We start from the raw sequence: 21,015 nt of genomic DNA, 5'->3' as shown, positions 1-21,015 counted from the left end.
GTGGTTAGCGAAGTCATCTAAAGATAAAGGGGAATATTAAATGGGAACAATCAAATCCATAATAGCCGCTATAATTACGCTTTCACTAATCTTTAATATCACGCCAACTACTTATGCTCAGAATATAATTGAAGCAGGGGTCCAGGACACGAATGTAGTGAGTCCTACAGTAACTGAAACGGTATATGAGAACACGGGTGAAGTCCAAGAATACATGATCGCTTTTGAGGAAAAAGTAGATGTTGACGAATTTGTAGAGACAGAGATAGTTGCAAGAAGCGTTGTTGAGCAAAATGAAGAACAGCCAAATAGTAAAATAGCCACAGTGTTGTTGACTGAATCTGAGAAGGAGCAATTGGAGCAAAACCCTGAAATTAAATACATCGAATCAAACAGCCCGGTGAGTATGCTAACAGAGGGAGTACCTGTCAAAGAGGGGGATGCTTATACATATCAAAACGTGGATGGTGATTCTATAAGCTGGGCCTCTATTCCATTGGAGGAGATTAGGCGCATCAGGCAGTGATAATAGGTACAGTTGATAAAGAAGGGATATGGATTTATTAAACGAGAATTCAAATTCCCTGAAAAGGATATAGATGATAATATACGACAAAATATTCATAAAATAGAGGACTTATTTACTAGTTGGTCGAATATGATTATTGAAAAATTTTCAAGTAATAATAGGGGAGCTTTGGTTGGAAAGCGGAGAGTTGGTCAGATATAGACAGGGGGGCTGAAAGTGAAAGATTCTCGTTACATTTTAATCGGAATTGTCTTGCATGTGGGTTGGTTTTTGTGGTCTTTTTATATGTTTCTGTCTACAGGAGTATTGTCTTTTCTGTTATTGGATCAAACTTTTTATAGCGAATTAAAGGGAAGTTCAATGACGATGTGGATGTATGTCTTTCAAATTCTCCATTTTTTCTATACTTGTATTTTAGTGTATTACCACATCCGTTATTTCAAACGTTCACAATCGATAAGAAAGAAAAAAAATAGATATTTTTTTTGTATAATTGGATCAATGTTATTATTTATAATTTGTTTTTCGCTATGGTGGAATTACGTTCCTCCAATGAGTGAAGCAAGAGCATTGGAGTATGCGAAGGAGGAAATGAAAGACGAAGGTTTAAATTTTCATTATATACGGTACGATAAACACAATAATTCTTGGGATATTATTTATCGAGAAAATGAAAATGCTGATATTTGCACTACATTGGTTATAAATAGGAATTATACAATGAAAACTTCTGGATATTGCGAAAAAAAATAGAATCTAAAATTAAAATTATTTGTTTAAATGATTATTTTCACTATATTCATATAAAAACCATTCTGCTTGTTGGCCGGTTTTATTCGAGTTATATGTGGGACAAGGTTCCCTTTCAAACTAAGTATGACGGCTTTAATGATAAACTAAAATTAATGAATTATCCAATCATTTGTTAATTGACAATTTGTTTATTTTATGTAAATACCTTTTATCTACTGAAAATATTTGATATAAAAGGGGAAGTTTAAATGCCAAAAATCAAGTCCATCTTAGCCGTTATGCTAATCTTCTCGCTAATCTTTGATCTTACGCCGGTAGCACATTCTCAAAACATAATCGAAGCAGGGACTGAAAATACGAATGTAGTGATTCCGTCGGTTGTCGAATCGGTATATGAGGATATGGGAGAAGTTCAAGAGTACATGATCGCTTTTGAGGAAAAAGTAGATGTTGAAGAATTCATAGAAGCAGAGATGGATAGCAGCAAGGTAATGGAACAAAATGAAGAACAGCCAAATAGTAAAATAGCGACTGTACTACTTACCGAAACAGAGAAGGAACAATGGGAACAAAACCCTGAAATTAAATACATCGAACCCAATAGCCCTGTAAGTATGCTGACGGAGGGAGTACCTGTCAAAGAGGGAGATGCTTATACATATCGAAACGTGGATGGTGATTCTATAAGCTGGGGCCTCTATTCCATTGGAGGAGATCAGGCGCATCAGGCAGGGATGAAAGGTGCGGGTGCAAAAATCGCTGTTCTGGATACCGGAATTTCAGAACATGCTGATCTTCGTGTGAACGGCGGAGTATCTTTTGTAAGCGAGGTTGCAGCATACGACGATGACAACGGGCATGGTACATTCGTAGCAGGCATTATTGGCGCGCAAATAAACGGTCAAGGAATAGCGGGAGTGGCTCCTGATGCAGAATTGTATGCGGTAAAAGTGCTTAATTCAGCAGGCAAGGGTACGTATGCGCAAGTCGTAAATGGCATAGACTGGGCTATTAATAATCATATGAATATAATTAGCATCAGCTTTGGCGGTATGGAATCTAGCGAGATTCTGCGCGAAGCGGTCATTCGGGCGAATGAAGCGGGAATACTGGTTGTAGCTGCTGCTGGGAACGCAGGCGCAGGGGAAGAGACTGAGCTTTATCCAGCACGTTTTGAGGAAGTTGTTTCCGTTGGTGCGGTTACCCGATCATTTAAACGCGCGATTTATTCAAGTACGGGCGCACAATTGAACGTGGTTGCCCCTGGCAGTGATATTTTAAGCACAACCTATGATGGCGATTACGGTGTCGTATCAGGAACGTCAGTTGCAGCTCCATTTGTAGTAGGAGCGGCTGCGCTTTTATACTCAACAAATCCTCAACAAACGCCTTCCGAACTCCAATCCACCTTATATGGAAGTGCGACACCGTTAGGGGAGCAAACTTCTTATGGTAGCGGAATAGTAAACATTGCAAAAGCAATTGGCCTTAATGATGAGCCTATCCCTCCTATTTTCTTAGGCTCTGCTACAAATGAGGATGAAGAATGGGTTCCCCCAATATTTGAGGCACAGGATGGTGAAGTTTCTATTCTTGCCTATGGGCATAGTGGCAATGGACAGTCCATCGTGCCTGGAGAAAGCGCTACGGTTTCTTTAACTCTTTCTGATCCAAAGAGCAGAGTATATATTGGCGTCTTTAATCCAGCAGGCGTTAAAATTGACGGTATAGAATTTTCTGATGTAAGCGCAAATTTTCCTATTGAATATACTTGGAACACCTCTTCCGGTACGGTTCCAGGAACGTACAAAATTAAATATGCTTATTCAGGCACCACTTTAACAGATTTCTTTACCATATATGTTACTGCAACTCAATCCAATGCCACGCCAGTAAAGCCTACGGGTCTGCATATTAGCAGCTATTCAGATAGCGGTATTAGAATTAACTGGAACGATATGGGTGGTGGCCTGCAGTATATCGTTAGACTTAACGGCAGTACGGTCACTACTACCATGAACAAGAGCTATACATTTACTGGCTTGCAGCCTAACACGCAGTATGTCATGCAGGTATTAACGACTAATGCATCGGGAGAGAGAAGCGATGATGCAATTATTTACAAAAGTACACTCTTTCCTGTTCCTGGTGGGATAACGGCAACAGATGTTACGGAAACATCCATGACAATAAAATGGAATAGAATCGTAGGAGCAGATTTTAGTATACGCAAAAATGGACAATATTTCACAACAACAAGCAATAATTATCAGAGCTTCACGGGTCTCGATCCAGATACTACTTACAATTTTACCGTTGCTTCAAAAAATAGTAGCGGGGAGCTAAGCGAATTTAGTAATGCGTTTGCTATGAAAACACTAGCAGATACAATAAATCCTACGGTCTGGATTTCTGTGGCAACAGCGCTACCTTATTATGAAAATAAAGAGATTCTCATTAATTTCTCAGCATCCGATAATATAGCGGTTACGAAGCTGAATTTTATAGTGAAGAGAGATGGTGTTTTTTTATTAAATAAGGATCTTCCGCCAAATACAACTAGTCAGAAGTATACGCCCACAACAGCTGGGAACTATATATTTGAATTGACGGGATATGATAAAGCAGGCAATTCACAGACCAGGAGCCAAATCGTTATTGTCAGTCCTGAGAAAAAGGTTGTTGTTTATGTTCCTGGGTTTATGAATACAAGAATCTTTAAGGATGGTGATCAGGTTTGGCCTGCCTATCTGGTGAATCCAGTAAGTAACCCACTCCGATTGTCTAGTACTGGCGAACCTAATAATGGTACTACTCATGGAACAGTGTTTGAGGAATTTGCGCAAAAAGATTTTGGCGAAGTATTTTTTAAATATTTAAAAGATAATAGTATTAAGGTTGTGCAAGTAGGCTATGATTGGAGAAGAGATTTACGGCTAGCAGCTGAGCTTGTAAAAAACACGGTCGATGCTGAGTTTGAATCAGCAGGCAATCAAAAAATCAATCTTGTAACACACAGTACAGGAGGGATTGTAGCTAGATACTATTTACTTACAGACCCTACAGCTAAAGATAAGGTGAAAAATTTTATAAATATGGGCTCACCTAACTTGGGAACAGTTACTGCACTCAAGGGACTCATGGTTGGAGATGATCTTGGGGTAATTGAATATGGCTTGGTTCCGTTCTCTGAACGAGCATCCAAAGAAATGGTTCAAAACTTCCCTGCGGTTTATCAATTGTTACCCGGTCAGAAATATGTAAATGCTTATAATAGTTTATATGGAGGTAAGTTCAAAAGTTTTTATCAGTATACTAGTGTAGCTAGCCTTTCTGGACCAGCTCAAAATATAAATACCTATTCTGACACTGTTCAATATGTTAAAAATAATCACAATAATCGTATTTATGAGGTACCTGAGGATAGCAGTTCATTTAGATATACAATTGAGAATAAACAACTAGATTCCTCGATTAAAGAGTACCGAATCGCCGGTTACTACGATCATGATAAGAAAACTATTCTAAAATTTGTGGCACACAAAGGCCTTAATCGTAATCCTGAACCTTCTTACAAGGCTATTTGGGGATTAGGGGACAGCCTTGTCCCTTTGCTCAGTGCAAACTTCAATGAGCAAGGTTCCTCAACAAACTATTATTTACAAAGATCGCATATAGGTCTTATAAGGCCTGATGGGGCAAACCCATCCAGCGCGTTCAAAATCGTCAAAAGCATCGTAGCGGACAATGACCCATTGCCTGCTTATAATTATCCGAAACCTTCATTAACAGATATTAAAGGTGACGCTATAGATATTTTATGCCCTGTTAATGTCGTAGTAACAGATCATTATGGCAACAAAGCCTATGTGGATGAGAATGGTTTTGTTGTGAACAATATTGAGGGCTTAACTTATGAAATAGTAGGCGAATCAAAGCTTCTTTTTGTATCAGTAGGAGTAAAGGTGAAATTTGATATTGTTGGAACAGACGAGGGGGAAGTGAACCTTGGTGTAACAAGATACGAATCCTCTGTTCCTGTTCGCACGAATCTGATTCAGAATCTGGACATTAATGATGAGTCCCAAATCAAGTTTGAGTTTACAGGTGGTCAAGAGGTCACGAATCAGACGGATATTTTGTATGATTTCAACGGTGATGGAAACGTGCAAGTGCTTCATCTAACGAAAGAAATTCCAGCTGATGAGTATTTGGATAATTCTTATATTGACGTTACTGCACCAACTGTGCCGACTGCTCTATCTGTTACTGGAAAAACAGAAACGACAGTATCTTTGGTTTGGCAGGCTGCAACAGATAATGAAGGTATAAAAGGCTATGAAATTTATGAAGGCGCCAAGCAGGTTGGTTTTTCAAAAACGTTGGATTTTACGGTTCGAGATTTGCTGCCTAATGTTTCATACAGATTCTCCATTAAGGCGGTAGATAAGGCAGGTAATCCTTCGAATTCAAGTGCAGAAGTAGTTGCTATTACTAATCGTGATGTACAAGCGCCAACTGTTCCTGTAGAGATAGTCGTTAAATCAAAAACAGAAAAGTCGGTTACCTTGTCATGGGCAGCGTCTACAGATAATGTTGGCGTCGCAGGTTACGATGTTTATAAGAACGGGAATGTTCTTGCTGGATCTTCTGTATCTACAGAATTCACTGTAACAGGGCTGGTTCCAGAGACAGCATATTCCTTTACCATCAAGTCCAAGGATGCCTCGGGTAATATTTCTGGTTTCAGTACAGCAATAACGGTGGTGACTAATGCGGATACAGAAGCGCCCTCCGTTCCGACTAATTTGCAATTGCTGACTAAAACAGATCAAACCGTAACGCTATCATGGTCAGCATCTACTGATAATATTGGGGTAAAAAATTATGATATCTATATGGGTACAGAACTAGCAGGCACTTCTGCTTCTACCTCCTATACGGTTACAAAGCTGATGCCTGATACTTCGTATGATATTTCTATTAAAGCTAAGGACGCCAAAGGAAATGCGTCAGAGTTTAGCTCAATTTTAAATGTTCGGACGATGCCGGATACAACTCCTCCGGAGGCACCGACAAATTTAAGTGAGAGTGAAAAAACAGCAGCGAAGCTGAAATTGTCATGGAAAGAAGCGAAGGATAATATTGCGGTGACAGGCTATCATATTTACGAGAGCTCTAATTTAATAGGAACGACAGATTCTACAAGCTTTGAAGTAGGGGGTCTGACTTCTAACCGGCTCTATATTTTTTCTATAAGGGCTTATGATGCTGCTGGAAATATATCTAGCGAAAGTAAACCTCTTGACAGCATTTTTGTAGTCTCAAATGGAATAAAGCGACTAGCGATTGGAAATCAGATGCTTTATGCGAAAGCGGATGGAAGCCTATGGGGTTGGGGGAACAATAACTCCGGGCAATTGGGAGATGGAACGATCAATGCAAAATCGACGGCCACGCAAGTGCCTGATGTGAGCGGAATCGTCCATGTAGCAACAGGCTATGCCCACACGCTAGCGTTAAAGGAAGACGGAACCGTGTGGGCATGGGGAGATAACACCTTCGGTTCTTTGGGAACGGGTGACAAAGTTAATCAGAAAAAACCGAAGCAAGTAACCGGCCTAACCGATGCAGTTGCCGTAGCGGCAAATGGACAGGGCTACAGTAGCTATGCTCTGAAGAAAGATGGAACCGTATGGACATGGGGGAGATTTCTCAATAATTACAATACCCATCTAGTAGTGCCGCAGAAGATGTATGGAATGGAAGGGATTAGTCAGATTGCGACAAGTTTGACCAAATTCGCAGCTTTGAAGAATGATGGAACCGTATGGGTGGTAGGAACTACGACAAGTAATCCTGCTCAAATGATTGTCCCAGAAAAAGTAAGTACGATAGTGGTAGAAGACAAAGTGCTTGCCCTAACAGAAAGCGGAAAGGTATGGGCATGGGGCGGCCCAGGTGCAGGCGATAACCCAACAGAAGTAGCAGGGTTGAGTGGAATAGTGGAGGTGGCCGAAGGAGGAGCGTTCTACCTGGCACTTAAGGGTGACGGAACCGTATGGGGCTGGGGAAGAAACACGCAAGGTCAGCTAGGAGATGGAACGAGGACAGATCGAGCAGCACCCGTGAAAGTAAATGGCTTAACAGATGTGAAAAGTATCTATGCAGGAATGGCAAGCAGTGCAGCGATTAAGCAGGATGGGAGTGTGTGGACGTGGGGAGGGAATACCAGCGGTCAACTGGGAGATGGAACGACCACGGATCGCTCAACCGCTGTTCGGATGCTAGAAAATACAGCACCTACGTTAACCCTGAAATACCCGCTAGGTAAGGAAAGTCAGCCAGTATTCGTGAATATTGACCAGCCATCTATTGCCTGGGAGCAAATAGATACTGATTCGTTGACGGTATTTAGCCGTTTTCAAGTACAAATAAGCGACGGAGCGGGCGTGATGGTAGCAGATTCCGGTGAGGTGGAGCAGACGCTGCGAGCTAAAGCAGGAAACTGGGTAGTCAACACAGCGTTACCTTCAAATAAGATGCTAAAAGTACGGGTAAGGGTAAAGGATGATTCGTTGTGGTCAGAGTGGAGTGATTACGGATGGCTGCAAGTTAAAGTAGAATTTTCTAAGAATGTCATGGCGATTGGAAATCAGATGATGTACGTGAAGGCAGATGGAAGCTTATGGGGCTGGGGAAATAATAACTCAGGGCAATTGGGAGATGGGACGACCAATGCCAAAACGACGGCCACGCAAGTGCCTGATGTGAGCAGAATCGTCAATATAGCAACAGGCTATGCACACACGCTAGCGTTAAAGGAAGATGGAAGTGTGTGGGCATGGGGAGACAACACCTTCGGTTCTCTGGGAATAGGCGACAAAGTTAATCAGAAAAAACCGAAGAAAGTAACAGGCCTAACCGATGTAGTTGCCGTAGCAGCAAATGGATATGGCTATAGCAGTTATGCCTTGAAGAAAGATGGAACGGTGTGGACATGGGGAAGATTCATTAATAATTACAATACCCATCTCGTGGTGCCGCAGAAGATGTATGGAATGGAAGGGATTAGTCAGATTGCGACAAGTTCGACCAAATTTGCTGCATTGAAAAATGACGGAACAGTTTTGGTGGTAGGAACTACGACAAGTAATCCCGCTCAAATGATTGTCCCAGAAAAAGTTAGTGCGATAGTGGTAGAAGACAAAGTTCTTGCGCTAACAGAAAGTGGGAAGGTATGGGCTTGGGGTGGCCCGGGCGCAGGCGATAATCCAACAGAAGTAGCAGGGTTAAGTGGAATAGTGGAGATAGCTGTAGGAGGAGCATTTTACTTAGCGCTTAAGAGTGATGGAACCGTATGGGGCTGGGGAAGAAATACGCAGGGCCAGCTAGGAGATGGAACGACCACAGATCGAGCAGTACCTGCGAAAGTAAATGGATTAACGAATGTGAAAAGTATCTATGCAGGAGTAGCAAGCAGTGCAGCAATTAAGCAAGATGGAAGTGTGTGGACGTGGGGAGGAAACACCAGTGGTCAGCTGGGAGATGGAACGACCACGGATCGCTCAACCGCTGTTCAGATGCTAGAGAATACAGCGCCAACGTTAACCCTGAAATACCCGCTAGGTACGGAAAGTCAGCCTGCAGTGGTGAATATTAACCAGCCATCTATTGCTTGGGAGCAAATAGATACTGATTCACAGACAGTGTTTAGTCGTTTTCAAGTACAAATAATCGATGCAGTTGGGGTAGTTGTAGTGGATTCCGGTGAGGTGGAGCAGACGTTGCGAGCTAAAGCGGGAAGCTGGGTAGTCAACACAGCATTACCTTCAAATAAGATGCTAAAAGTACGGGTAAGGGTAAAGGATGATTCGTTGTGGTCAGAGTGGAGCGATTACGGATGGCTGCAAGTCAAAGTAGAATTTTCTAAGAATGTCATGGCGATTGGAAACCAGATGTTGTACGTGAAAGCGGATGGAAGTCTATGGGGCTGGGGAAGCAATAACTCCGGGCAATTGGGAGATGGGACGACCAATGCCAAAACGACAGCCACGCAAGTGCCTGATGTGAGCGGAATCGTCAATGTAGCAACAGGCTATGCGCACACGCTGGCGTTAAAGGAAGATGGAACGGTATGGGCATGGGGAGATAACACCTTCGGTTCATTAGGAACAGGTGACAAGGTTAGCCAGAAAAAGCCGAAGCAAGTAACAGGTTTAACAGATGTGATTGCCGTAGCGGCAAATGGAAATGGCTATAGCAGTTATGCTTTGAAGAAGGATGGAACCGTGTGGACATGGGGGCAGTTCATCAATAACTACAATGTCTCTCTAGTTGTGCCGCAGAGGATGTACGGAATGGAAGGGATTAGTCAAATATCGGCAAGTACAACCAAATTTGCTGCATTGAAAAATGACGGAACAGTTTTGGTGGTAGGTAGTACTTCAAGCAATCCTGCTCAAATGAGCATACCGGAGAAAGTAAGTACGATAGTGGTAGAAGACAAAGTACTTGCTCTCACCGAAAGTGGGAAGGTCTGGGCATGGAGCGGCCCGAATACCGGTAACAATCCAACAGAAGTAGCAGGGCTGAGCGGAATAGTGGGAGTAGCAGCTGGAGGAGTGTTCACCTTAGCATTAAAGAGTGACGGAACCGTATGGGGATGGGGAAGGAACACACAGGGCCAACTGGGAGATGGCACGATCACTGATCGAGTGACTCCGGTGAAAGTAACCGGTCTGACAGGTGTAAAAAGTATCTATGCAGGAGTAGCAAGCAGTGCAGCAATTAAACAGGACGGGAGTGTATGGACGTGGGGAGGAAATACGCAGGGTCAACTGGGAGATGGTACAACAGTAGATCGTTCAACTGTTGTCCAGATGCGGGAAAATACAGCGCCTACGTTGACCTTGAAGTACCCACTAGGTACGGAAAGCCAGCCAGTAGTAACGAATATTGATCAACCGTCTATTGCATGGGAGCAAATAGATACGGATTCGCTAACGGTATTTAGTCGTTTTCAAGTGCAAATAACCGACGGAGCGGGCGTGATGGTAGCAGATTCCGGTGAGGTAGAGCAGACATTGCGAACTAAAGCAGGAAGCTGGGTAGTCAACACAGCATTACCTTCAAATAAGATGCTAAAAGTACGGGTGAGGGTAAAGGATGATTCGTTGTGGTCAGAGTGGAGTGATTACGGATGGCTACAAGTTAAAGTAGAATTTTCTAAGAATGTCATGGCGATTGGAAATCAGATGATGTACGTGAAGGCGGATGGAAGCCTATGGGGCTGGGGTAATAATAACTCAGGGCAATTGGGAGACGGAACAACCAATGCAAAAGCGACAGCCACGCAAGTGCCTGATGTGAGCAGAATCGTCAATGTAGCAACAGGCTATGGGCATACGCTGGCTTTAAAGGAAGATGGAACCGTATGGGCATGGGGAGAGAACGGATATGCTTCATTGGGAACAGGTGACAAAATTAGTCAGAAAAAACCGAAGCAAGTAACAGGTTTAACAGATGTAATTGCCGTGGCGGCAAATGGGTATGGCTACAGCAGCTATGCTTTGAAGAAAGATGGAACCGTGTGGACATGGGGGCAGTTCATTAATAACTACAATTACTTTTTAGTCGCCCCTCAGAAGATGTACGGAATGGAAGGTATTAGCCAGTTCGGAGCAGGAAGTGATAAAGTAGCGGCACTGAAGAATGATGGAACCGTATGGGTAGTGTCCCGAACATATAGCACGCCTATCCAAATGACCATACCGGAGAGAGTAAGTTCGATAGTGGTAGAAGACAAAGTTATGGCTCTTACGGAAAGCGGGAAGGTATATATATGGAGTGGTCCGGGTACAGGGAGTAATCCAACAGAAGTAGCAGGGTTGAGTGGAATAGTGGAGTTAGCCGAAGGAGGAGCGTTCTACCTGGCGCTTAAGGGTGACGGAACTGTATGGGGCTGGGGAAGAAATACGCAGGGTCAACTGGGAGATGGAACGACCACAGATCGAGTAGCTCCCGTGAAGGTGAATGGCTTAACAGACGTGAAAAGTATATATGCAGGAGTGGCAAGCAGCGCAGCGATTAAGCAGGACGGGAGTGTATGGACTTGGGGTGGGAATGGCAGTGGTCAACTGGGAGATGGAACGACAATGAATCGATTGTTACCAGTTAAGATAGTACAATAATCAAAATGCTATTATAAGTTTGGAATGTCATAAATTTGTACCCGCAGATTGACGCTTAAAAAGGCGTTCAGTCCGCGGGTACTTTTTTATGACATATTTATATTGAAGATGAAACAGCCTTAACCCTCGTTCATAATCTCAGCAATCAATTCAAAAGAGCGAAGGCGTGCCTGATGATCATAAGCGGAACCTGTTATCATCAGCTCGTCAGCACCTGTCTTTTCAATAATGTCGGCGATTCTGCGGCGTACCGTTTCCTTGCTTCCGGCTGCGCCGAAGCTGAATTTGCTGCGGACGACAACCTTCTCCTGCTCATTCCACAGTTCATCCATATTCGCAACGGGCGGTTTCAGCTTGCTCGTCTGGCCGCGGATGAGGTTCAGGAACTGCTGCTCCTGCGAGGAAGCGAGGAAGCGTGCTTCTTCATCCGTATCAGCCGCGAGAATGTTTACGCCAATCATGACATGCGGCTGCTCCAGCGCTGCCGAAGGTCGGAAGCTGCTGCGATACAATTGCAAAGCCTGCATTAAATAGTCCGGCGCAAAATGGCTGGCGAAAGCAAACGGCAGGCCAAGCTGCCCTGCCAACTGAGCGCTAAAGCCGCTGGAGCCTAGCAGCCAGATCGGAATATCGAGTCCTTCGCCTGGGAAAGCGCGAACCGCAGGAACGCCTTCTTCTATAGAAGGGTTTAGAAAGCTGCGGAGTTCGCCAAGCAGCTCAGGGAAGTCTTGGCCGTTATTGCTATTAAGTCCACGGCGCAGCGCACGGGCAGTTGCCTGGTCAGAGCCTGGCGCACGCCCAAGCCCGAGATCAATGCGCCTTGGATACATCGAGGCAAGTGTGCCAAATTGCTCGGCTATCATAAGCGGCGCATGGTTGGGCAGCATAATACCACCGGAGCCGACTCGGATCTTATTGGTGCCTTCGGCAACATAACCGATGAGAACGGAGGTAGCAGCGCTGGCAATGCCTTGCATATTGTGATGCTCAGCCAGCCAATAGCGCTGATAGCCCCAACGCTCAGCATGCTGGGCGAGATCGCGTGTATTTTTGAAAGCGTCGGTTGCATTGCCGCCTTCAACAACGGGAGCCAGATCAAGAATGGAAAGAGGAACGGTATGTGAATGGGTCATGATAACAATAACCTCCTGTACAGTAAATTGACTTGTAGGTCATACTCTCCATTATATCATAATGAACGCCAAGTATAGAGTGAACGGGCAGGCGTGAAAGAGGGTGAAAAAAAGTTAAAGCAAAAGCTTGCATTTTATCTTTAATTGTAGTATCTTAAATTTAAGATAATAAATGCAAGGAGGTGAGGGCAATGAAAGAGGCAGACAGCAAGACGAAAGTGTCACCGCAGGAAGCCGAAGACAGCGCCTTGAAGCTCTACATTGCGCTCAACCGGGCCAGCCAATGGATTAACGCCCACGGCGACCGGGACATTCGCAAGCATGGCTTGAATCGTACCGAATTCGGCGTACTGGAAATGTTGTATCACAAGGGTGCACAGCCTTTGCAGCAAATTGGCGGCAAGGTGCTGATGAGCAGCGGCAACATTACCTACGTAATAGATAAGCTTGAGAAGAAGCAGCTCGTGCAGCGTAGAGCTTCGGCTGATGATCGCCGGCTCATCTTCGCAGAAATAACGAGCTATGGCACGCAGTTTATTGAGGAAGTATTCCCGGCACATGCAACTATTATTAAAGAAGCGGTTAGCGGCTTGACGTTAGAGGAACAGAAGCTGGCGAGCGTGCTGCTCAAGAAGCTCGGAAGACACGCGCAGGATGCATTTAAGTAGAAGCTGCTTAGTATCCTGTACAGTCACTTATTGTCATCGCTCAGCCCTGATATCTTAATTTAAAGATTCTCAAATCCATGATATAATAGAGGAGTGTTCATAATGACACAACAAACAGCAGGCATTCACCACATTACAGCTTTCGTATCGAGCGCACAAGCAACGGTTACTTTCTACGCGGGCGTACTTGCCCAGAGGCTCGTGAAAAAAACAATCAACTTCGATGCTCCGGAAGTATATCATCTTTATTTCGGAGATCAAGCCGGCAGTCCAGGCACGATCATGACCTTTTTCCCTTTTGCACACGGTCGTAAAGGTGTGATTGGCGGCGGACAGGTTGGGGTAACCACTTATGTTGTTCCTGCGGGAGCGCTGGATTTTTGGAAAGAGCGTTTGGCAAAATATGAAGTACCATTTACCGAAACAGAGCGGTTCGGCGAGTCGTATGTCCAATTCGTTGATCCTGATGGCTTGCAGCTTGAGCTTGTAGCTCGGGAGGAAGGCCCGCTGAGCGACTGGTCTTATGCGGGAGTACCGACAGACAAAGCCATTAAAGGCTTTGGAGGCGCCATTTTGTACAGCTCTGCTCCGCAAAAAACGTTCCGTTTGCTGGAAGAGGTAATGGGACTTAGCAAAATCGGTGAGGATGCTGGTTATGCGCGTTTCAGATCATCGGCAGATATCGGCAATATCATTGATCTTCCGATTGAGCGTGTTGAACCTGGCCATGGCGGTTCCGGTACGGTGCATCATATTGCATGGCGTGCGAAAGATGATGTAGAGCATGCACTTTGGAGAAGCCATGTAGAGACAAATGGCTACCACCCTACACCAATAATTGACAGACAATATTTCCATGCAATTTATTTCCGCGAAGAAGGCGGCATATTATTCGAGATTGCGACAGATCCTCCAGGCTTTGCACGTGATGAGGAGCCAGAACATCTTGGTGAAAAATTGATGCTGCCAGAGTGGTTTGAACAGCATCGCGAGGACATTGTGCGGCTGCTGCCGCCTATCCAAGTACCGCAATGAGAGGAGAATGGACAATGAAGCATATTTATCAGCAAGGTACGAATGCAGCGGCGCCAGTTTTGGTGCTGCTGCACGGTACCGGAGGAACGGAACGAGATTTGCTGCCGCTGGCTGGCCGGATTGATCCTACAGCATCGGTGCTCAGCATAAGAGGAAACGTACTTGAAAATGGGATGTCCCGCTATTTCCGCAGACTCGCCGAAGGTGTGTTTGACGAGGAGGATTTGGTGCTTCGTACGAAGGAGCTGCATGATTTTCTGGATCAGGCGGCCGTTGACTATGGCTTTGATCGTGAAAACCTCGTCGCCATCGGCTACTCCAATGGTGCCAACATTGCGGGCAGCCTGATGTTTCATTACAAGGATGCTTTCCGCGGCGCGATTTTGCATCACCCGATGGTTCCGCTTCGCAGCGTCGAGCTTCCCGATATGACCGGTATTTCCTGCTTCATCGGAGCAGGCCGCAATGACCAGATGTGCCCGCCGCAGGAGACGGAAGAGCTGCAAGCGATGCTGTCCAGCGCAGGAGCTGCGGTTAGCGTACATTGGGAAAACTATGGCCATCAGTTGACGGGCAGCGAAGTCGAAGCAGCGGCAGCTTGGTATGCTGAGGTCATCTGCCCATGATGGTAACCATTGATCCGTCTGAGCGCTCGGCCCGCGACAATTATAAGCTGCTTTCAGGCAGTGTTATACCGCGGCCGATTGCTTTCGTGACGACGCTGTCGTCAGAAGGCGTACTCAATGCTGCGCCATATAGCTACTTCAATATTGTATCGTCCAATCCGCCGCTTTTATCGGTTTCGGTACAGCGGAAGCCAGATGGTCAGCAGAAGGATACCGCCCGCAATGCGATCGAGGCAGGCTCATTCGTCGTGCATATTGCCGACCAATCGTATATTGAACAGCTGAACGTGACGGCGGCCAATCTTCCACCGGAGGAAAGCGAGGTCGCAGCAGCAGGACTTACGCCTGTTCCAAGCGTTCGCATTGCCGTGCCTGGTGTAGCTGAAGCGAAAATTCGGATGGAATGCGTACTTGAGAAAGCTATTCCGCTCGGCGGAACAGACGATGCTCCCGCTTGCGATTTGCTGATCGGCAAGGTGGTATTCTATCATCTGGACGAGACGGTTTACGATGAGCGCGGTTATATTGACTCAGGTCGGCTTGCGCCTATTGCCAGGCTTGCGGGCAGCGATTATGCGGGCCTTGGCGAACGTTTCTCCATTGATCGTCCGACGTTGTAATGGAATACTACGCTGCTAGTCATTTGAATTAAAATGGCGAAGCGAAAAGAACCTTCGACTACCCCGTATTCGGCGTAGAGCGAAGGTTCTTTTGCTTGTAAAAGTCATAGCGTGCGCTGCGTTTGTTCTATTAAGCTTAAGCTTCTGCTTCCGCCAGCTTAGCAATTTCCACGATGACCTGGACGGCTTTCAGCATATTATCCACCGAAGCATATTCGTAACGGCCATGATAGTTCTCGCCGCCAGTGAACACATTAGGCGTAGGAAGCCCCATATAGGAAAGCTGCGAGCCATCGGTACCGCCGCGAATCGGCTTAATATCCGGCTTGATGCCGAGGTTTTCCATCGCCAGCTTTGCTTGATTAACGATGCCGATAACCGGCTCGATTTTATCCCGCATATTAAAATATTGATCCCGAATGTTCAGCTCTACGCTGGACTCGCCATATTTGAGCTTAAGCCCGCTGACGATGTTCGTAAGCCTTTGCTTGCGGCCAGCAAACCCTTCTTGATCAAAGTCGCGAATAATATAGCGCAGCTCGGACTTCTCCACATCGCCGCTCATTTGAATCAAATGATAAAAGCCTTCGTAGCCTTCAGTAAATTCCGGTGCTTCTTCAGCAGGAAGCTGACTGTGCAATTCCATGGCGATTTTCGCCGAATGGATCATTTTACCCTTAGCCGTGCCGGGATGCACGTTCGTGCCTTTGCAAATAATGTGGGCAGCCGCAGCATTAAAGCTTTCGTATTGCAGCTCGCCAAGCGGTCCGCCATCCATCGTATAGGCATAATCTGCACCGAAGGCAGCAACGTCGAAACGATGCGGCCCGCGGCCGATTTCCTCATCCGGCGTAAAGGCGACGCGGATTTTCCCATGCTTCACTTCAGGATGCTGAATCAAATACACCATCGCTGTCATAATTTCGGCAATGCCCGCTTTGTTGTCAGCGCCAAGCAGCGTTGTGCCGTCGGTCGTAATCAGCGTATGCCCTACATATTGGCTCAGCTCAGTCGAAGCGGACGGAGACAATACGATGGACAGAGCTTCGTTCAGGACAATGTCGCCGCCGTCGTAGTTATCGACCACTTGCGGCTTAACATTTTCACCGGTGAAATCCAGCGCGGTATCGATATGGGCGAGAAAGCCAATCGTCGGCACCGTTTTGTCCGTATTGGCAGGAAGTGTAGCCATCACATAGCCATTCTCGTCGACGGTTACCTCCTCCATGCCGATCTTCAGCAGCTCTTCCACCAATTGGTCGGCAAGCACCAGCTGCCCTGGGGTTGTCGGACAAGTCTCGCTGCGGTCATCGGATTGCGTATTCACTTTTACGTAAGAAATAAAGCGTTCCATCAGTTCCTGTTTCATGCTTCCATGCTCCTTTTTCCTCTATTTAATCGGTATGTATCTCTAGGTTTATTTCTATTTTATCACAAGTGCCGCAGCGTTCGCGCGTAGGGCTGTGCATGCTATACTTAGGATTATTGAGAAGAGGGCAGGTGCTGTTGGATGGCCATTTATATCGCATTGCTACGTGGCATTAATGTCGGCGGGCATAAAATCATCAAAATGCAGGACTTGCAGCGGATGTTTGAGCAGCTTGGCGTGCAGCAGGTCAAAACGTACATTCAAAGCGGCAATGTGCTGTTCGAAGCGAATGCTCCAGCCGACCAGCTGCGCCAGCAAATTCAGCAGGAAATTATGGCGGTATTCGGATTCGACGTTCCAGTCGTCATACGTACCAACACCGAGCTGGCGGCGATTGTCGCAAGCAGCCCTTTTGATGCAGATCAGCTTCATGAGGGTGAAAATATTTATGTCGCGCTGCTCGCTGACACGCCTGCTGAAGAAGGAAAGCAGCGGCTGCTCGCCTGCAGCAGCGAGGTGGACGACTATCGCCTGCACGATAGCGAAGTGTATATTTATTGCCGCCAAAGCGTGCGCAAGTCGATGTTTTCGAATAATTTATTGGAAAAAAAGCTCGGCGTGGCCGCCACTTCGCGCAACTGGCAGACGATGAACAAGCTGCTTAGCCTCGCTGCCAGCATGGAGGAACGACTCAATGGCGAATAGGCTGTCGCCGTCCTCTGGCGGCGCTGCGCGTTTCATTCCGAGAAATATAGAGAAAGGATAGCGTTACGATATCCTTCTTATATTTCAAAAAGAAACCGCCAGCCTGGCAGCAAGGGAGCATAAAGCTCCCTTGTCCAAGCTGGCGGTACTTTTTATGGAATGAAGGATAAGGGCTAAGCGTGCTGTTTCAGCCATTTGGCGATATCGGAAATGACTTCTGCATCGAAGCTGCCTGCATGATTGTATTCCGCCACCGTGCCTTCTCCTTCGCCGCTGTAATCTACGAAAAAGTGGTTAAGGCCCGGGTACAGCTTGAAGGAAGCATTCGATTTCCCTTTGAACAGCTCCTCCCACCGTACATAGTCTTTATCCGCATACACTTGGAAATCGTCCGTGCCCTGCAGGACAAGTACCGGCTTCGTCAGTTTTGCGGCATATTCGCTCGCAGGATGGTTGTCCATTTCCTTGAAATAATAGGCGGGCATTGAGAAAATCGTCGTCGCCTGCGCCTGCGCATCGGTCAACGTATCCAAAGTTTGTGCCCTCTTGTATTCGGCTTCTATGAACTGGGTATTCTTCTGCTTGGCTGGATCTTTATCATCCATAGCAGCGATAACAGCTTGATTCTGGTCGTAGACGATTTCCCACAGTGAGCGCGGCGAGCCAGCAAGCAGCACAAGTCCGGCAAAGTCGCCGCCTTCCGCATCGATGCGTGGTGCGAGCATGCCGCCAAGGCTATGACCGACTACATACACCTTTGAGGCATCAATCCGTTTATCCGCCTTGAGCAGCTTGGCCGCAACAATGGCGTCGTCGATGGTTTCTTCCTTTACGGTCATTTTCATAAAAGCTTCTGTCGTCATGCTGCTGCCGTAAACAAATGTGCGTTTATCATAGCGCAGTACGGCAATCCCTTGCTCAGCAAGTCCCCAAGCGATATCACGGAATGGCGTATAGCCGCTTACTGCCTCATCGCGATCCGATGCACCAGACCCTTGAACCAATACGACCGCTGTCAGCGGGCCAGTGGCATTTTTCGGCAGAGTCAACGTTCCACCCAGCGCATAAGGAGTGCCTTCGCCGACGGTAACCTCTTCCTCAACAATCGTAGCTGGCGCTTCCTTCTCGATAGGCTTTGGCGTAATCAGCATGCCTTCGAGCAGCTTGCTCCGCATGTTGACGTAAAGTGTCAGATTAAAGCTGGTTTTCTCAAAAGCAGCGGTAGCCGTAATAATGGTCACCTCGCCAGATACGCCAGATATGGCAATGTCTTCTGAGCGAACGAAGCTGCCCGCTTGTTCCTTGATGCTATCCCATCCTTGTCCGAGTGCTGTTACGGAAATCTGTGCCTTGAGATCACTAGAAAAATAATCATCCGACAGCTTCTGGTAGTTTCCTTTGTTTAGCAGCTCAGTCACGCGCTTGATCCAGCTTTCAGCCTCAAACTGCGCTGTCGTAATGAATATTTGCTGTGTGCCGCTGTCAAAGCTGGCTTGATGCCCGAGTGCCTTATCGAAAAAAGCGAGCGGCACATAAGTACGTCCCTGCTTTTGGACAGATACGGCATCGAATGAGCGTTTCTTCCCATTTACAACAGCGGTTCTGCTCCCGGTACTGAAAATGACGGCAAGGTCTTGTCCTTCAAGCACAATTTCGGAGCCTGCTTTCTGATAAGTCACTTTAAAACCTAGCTGCTCGGCTGTGCTGCGGAGTGGGATCATGACTGTGTTCTGGTTTTTGTAAGGCTGTTCGCCTGCGGCGGAAACGGCGCTTCCATTAATAAACAGCTTCATGCTTTCTGCGGCGGCCGTCATAGCGGGAAAAGCAGCCATGAGCAGCAGTGAAAATACGATGGTTGATGCCAAATGTTTTTTCAAAATAAATGCAGTCCTCCTTCAGATTGGGCTTACCTTGTTGCTGGCAAGAAATATAAGGTCATGAAAAAATAAGTGGGTGATGAAGCTGTGACTAAATATGTAAGTGTGATGCAGTGGCCGCGTCTTTGTTTAATACGAAATAGACCTATCATTGGTTTCCACATTATGGTGAGGGAAAAGAAGAGGCATATATCGTTATAATCCCGTTGCCTGAGCCAGCAGCCCGCTGCTGCTGGCTGGAATCAATGGTTTTGTGAGGACTAGGAACAAGTATCAGAGGTTATAGACCGATCAGCTTACGCGTAATCGCATCTGCGGTCGCAGCTGGCGGCAGTGTGCCAGGCGCGGTGCCTGCAGACCTTGCATATATATGGGCCAGTGTATCGCCGATGCGTTCGACCTGACTTTGGGCATAGGAGGCGGAGCTGCCATCCAGCTCGGCTGCGGTTACGATAATGCCTCCAGCATTAATAGCGTAATCGGGAGCATAGAGAATGGCCGCCTGCTCCAGCAGCGCGTCATGACGGGGCTCCGCCAGCTGGTTATTGGCCGCCCCTGCAATGATCTGACACTCAAGCTCGGGAATGGTCAAATCGTTCAAAATGCCCCCAAGTGCGCAAGGGGAAAAAACATCGCAATGCTGCTTATGGATGGCATCAACAGCAATGGGCACAGCCCCGAATTGCGAGGCTGCCAGCTGCATCAGCCTGTTATCCAAATCGGCAACAATGAGCTGTGCGCCTGATTGATGCAGATAGCGGCATAGGGCAAAGCCGACCTTGCCAAGCCCTTGAACAGCAACGGTGCGCTGCTGCAGCTGCTCAGAGCCATATTTTTGCTTAAGTGACGTACGAATTGCGATATATACGCCATAGGCGGTCATTTCCGCCGTGAAATTGCCCGTTGCCCCTAGCGAGCCGGTCACATCGGTCACATGGCGCGTTTCATGCAAAATCTCATCCATATCCGCCGGGGTTGTACCCAAATCCATACCGGTAATATAGCGTCCGTTCAGCCGTTCAATGAAACGTCCGAGTGAGCGGAACAGCTTGCTGCTTTTGTCCATGGCAGGGTTGCCGATAATGACGGCCTTGCCTCCGCCGTATGGAATGCCAGCCAGCGCTGATTTGTATGTCATGCCTCGCGCAAGTCGAAGAGCATCGCCAATGGCCGCCTCCTCTGACGCGTACATCCACATTCGGCAGCCGCCCAATGCAGGGCCAAGCTTGGTCTGATCAATGGCAATGATCGCTTTGAGTCCGCTCGTCGCATCCTCCATCACATCCAGCCGTTCGAAGCCCTCTAAGCTTGCGCTCACGCTATGCCCGTCCATAGATAGCAGCCCCCTTTATGCTGTAGCGCAAAGCCGTTTACGCTCGCTTACTATTGGTGTATTCAATCGCAGCGCAACTTGATACCGCATATGCACGAATCGGGGGAATGCATAGTTTAAAATGGCATGGCGTGGATAAGAAAAAAGCCGCTATCACCCGTTGCCTGGAATGAT

12 protein-coding genes are annotated in these 21,015 nt (G+C 46.7%); 8 read left to right on the top strand and 4 right to left on the bottom strand.

The features are described from left to right. Window positions 1-40: 40 nt before the first annotated feature. The 3 genes from AC50YG_RS18400 (at window position 41) to AC50YG_RS18390 (ending at window position 11,475) form a co-directional block, all read left to right on the top strand. Window positions 41-526: a hypothetical protein gene (locus tag AC50YG_RS18400; protein ID WP_494828436.1), complete on the top strand. Its 486-nt coding sequence runs from the start codon at window positions 41-43 to the stop codon at window positions 524-526. A gap of 219 nt (window positions 527-745) precedes the next feature. Continuing rightward, entirely contained in the window at window positions 746-1,282 is a 537-nt protein-coding gene (locus tag AC50YG_RS18395; RefSeq protein WP_494828434.1) for a hypothetical protein, read from the top strand. A gap of 248 nt (window positions 1,283-1,530) precedes the next feature. Further along, window positions 1,531-11,475, top strand: a complete 9,945-nt coding sequence (locus tag AC50YG_RS18390) for a fibronectin type III domain-containing protein (protein ID WP_494828432.1) — start codon at window positions 1,531-1,533, stop codon at window positions 11,473-11,475. Window positions 11,476-11,594: 119 nt separating this feature from the next. On the opposite strand, the gene AC50YG_RS18385 is transcribed toward AC50YG_RS18390, so the two are convergent. Further along, window positions 11,595-12,608, bottom strand: coding sequence for an LLM class flavin-dependent oxidoreductase (locus tag AC50YG_RS18385; RefSeq protein WP_494828430.1), 1,014 nt, complete (start codon window positions 12,606-12,608; stop codon window positions 11,595-11,597). 191 nt (window positions 12,609-12,799) lie between these two features. Here AC50YG_RS18385 and AC50YG_RS18380 point away from each other — a divergent pair, with 191 nt between their 5' ends. The 4 genes from AC50YG_RS18380 (at window position 12,800) to AC50YG_RS18365 (ending at window position 15,557) form a co-directional block, all read left to right on the top strand. Continuing rightward, the gene (locus AC50YG_RS18380; RefSeq protein ID WP_341280074.1) at window positions 12,800-13,276 is read left to right on the top strand and encodes a MarR family winged helix-turn-helix transcriptional regulator; all 477 of its coding nucleotides are present in this window, start codon (window positions 12,800-12,802) and stop codon (window positions 13,274-13,276) included. Between the two features lie 102 nt (window positions 13,277-13,378). After that, entirely contained in the window at window positions 13,379-14,311 is a 933-nt protein-coding gene (locus AC50YG_RS18375; protein ID WP_473757284.1) for a ring-cleaving dioxygenase, read from the top strand. Window positions 14,312-14,325: 14 nt separating this feature from the next. Beyond that, window positions 14,326-14,937 (top strand): alpha/beta hydrolase, encoded by a 612-nt coding sequence (locus AC50YG_RS18370; protein WP_473757283.1) that lies wholly within the window; start codon window positions 14,326-14,328, stop codon window positions 14,935-14,937. Further along, entirely contained in the window at window positions 14,937-15,557 is a 621-nt protein-coding gene (locus AC50YG_RS18365; protein ID WP_494828801.1) for a flavin reductase family protein, read from the top strand. Before AC50YG_RS18370 ends, AC50YG_RS18365 begins: the two co-directional genes overlap by 1 nt. A gap of 136 nt (window positions 15,558-15,693) precedes the next feature. Here AC50YG_RS18365 and pepT read toward each other — a convergent pair whose 3' ends face one another. After that, window positions 15,694-16,926, bottom strand: a complete 1,233-nt coding sequence (gene pepT / locus AC50YG_RS18360; RefSeq protein WP_494828424.1) for a peptidase T — start codon at window positions 16,924-16,926, stop codon at window positions 15,694-15,696. A gap of 141 nt (window positions 16,927-17,067) precedes the next feature. Here pepT and AC50YG_RS18355 point away from each other — a divergent pair, with 141 nt between their 5' ends. After that, window positions 17,068-17,631, top strand: a complete 564-nt coding sequence (locus tag AC50YG_RS18355) for a DUF1697 domain-containing protein (protein ID WP_494828421.1) — start codon at window positions 17,068-17,070, stop codon at window positions 17,629-17,631. Window positions 17,632-17,804: 173 nt separating this feature from the next. Here the strand turns inward: AC50YG_RS18355 and AC50YG_RS18350 are convergent, their stop codons facing one another. Together AC50YG_RS18350 and AC50YG_RS18345 are read right to left on the bottom strand one after the other, a co-directional pair. Then, window positions 17,805-19,508, bottom strand: a complete 1,704-nt coding sequence (locus AC50YG_RS18350; RefSeq protein ID WP_494828418.1) for an alpha/beta fold hydrolase — start codon at window positions 19,506-19,508, stop codon at window positions 17,805-17,807. Window positions 19,509-19,788: 280 nt separating this feature from the next. Then, a complete protein-coding gene (locus AC50YG_RS18345) occupies window positions 19,789-20,841 on the bottom strand; it encodes a Leu/Phe/Val dehydrogenase (protein ID WP_494828415.1) in 1,053 nt (350 codons plus the stop codon). Between the last annotated feature and the right edge of the window lie 174 nt (window positions 20,842-21,015).

The organism is Paenibacillus sp. J31R34 (assembly GCF_059383715.1).
This window is presented reverse-complemented; position numbering and strand designations above follow the sequence as displayed.

What these genes read in the sequence shown, in the direction of transcription:
- AC50YG_RS18400 (WP_494828436.1), top strand. Translation starts at nt 41, where the DNA reads ATGGGAACAATCAAATCCATAATAGCCGCTATAATTACGCTTTCACTA.
- AC50YG_RS18390 (WP_494828432.1), top strand. Translation starts at nt 1,531, where the DNA reads ATGCCAAAAATCAAGTCCATCTTAGCCGTTATGCTAATCTTCTCGCTA.
- AC50YG_RS18385 (WP_494828430.1), bottom strand. Translation starts at nt 12,608, where the DNA reads ATGACCCATTCACATACCGTTCCTCTTTCCATTCTTGATCTGGCTCCC.
- AC50YG_RS18380 (WP_341280074.1), top strand. Translation starts at nt 12,800, where the DNA reads ATGAAAGAGGCAGACAGCAAGACGAAAGTGTCACCGCAGGAAGCCGAA.
- AC50YG_RS18375 (WP_473757284.1), top strand. Translation starts at nt 13,379, where the DNA reads ATGACACAACAAACAGCAGGCATTCACCACATTACAGCTTTCGTATCG.
- AC50YG_RS18370 (WP_473757283.1), top strand. Translation starts at nt 14,326, where the DNA reads ATGAAGCATATTTATCAGCAAGGTACGAATGCAGCGGCGCCAGTTTTG.
- AC50YG_RS18365 (WP_494828801.1), top strand. Translation starts at nt 14,937, where the DNA reads ATGGTAACCATTGATCCGTCTGAGCGCTCGGCCCGCGACAATTATAAG.
- pepT (WP_494828424.1), bottom strand. Translation starts at nt 16,926, where the DNA reads ATGAAACAGGAACTGATGGAACGCTTTATTTCTTACGTAAAAGTGAAT.
- AC50YG_RS18355 (WP_494828421.1), top strand. Translation starts at nt 17,068, where the DNA reads ATGGCCATTTATATCGCATTGCTACGTGGCATTAATGTCGGCGGGCAT.
- AC50YG_RS18345 (WP_494828415.1), bottom strand. Translation starts at nt 20,841, where the DNA reads ATGGACGGGCATAGCGTGAGCGCAAGCTTAGAGGGCTTCGAACGGCTG.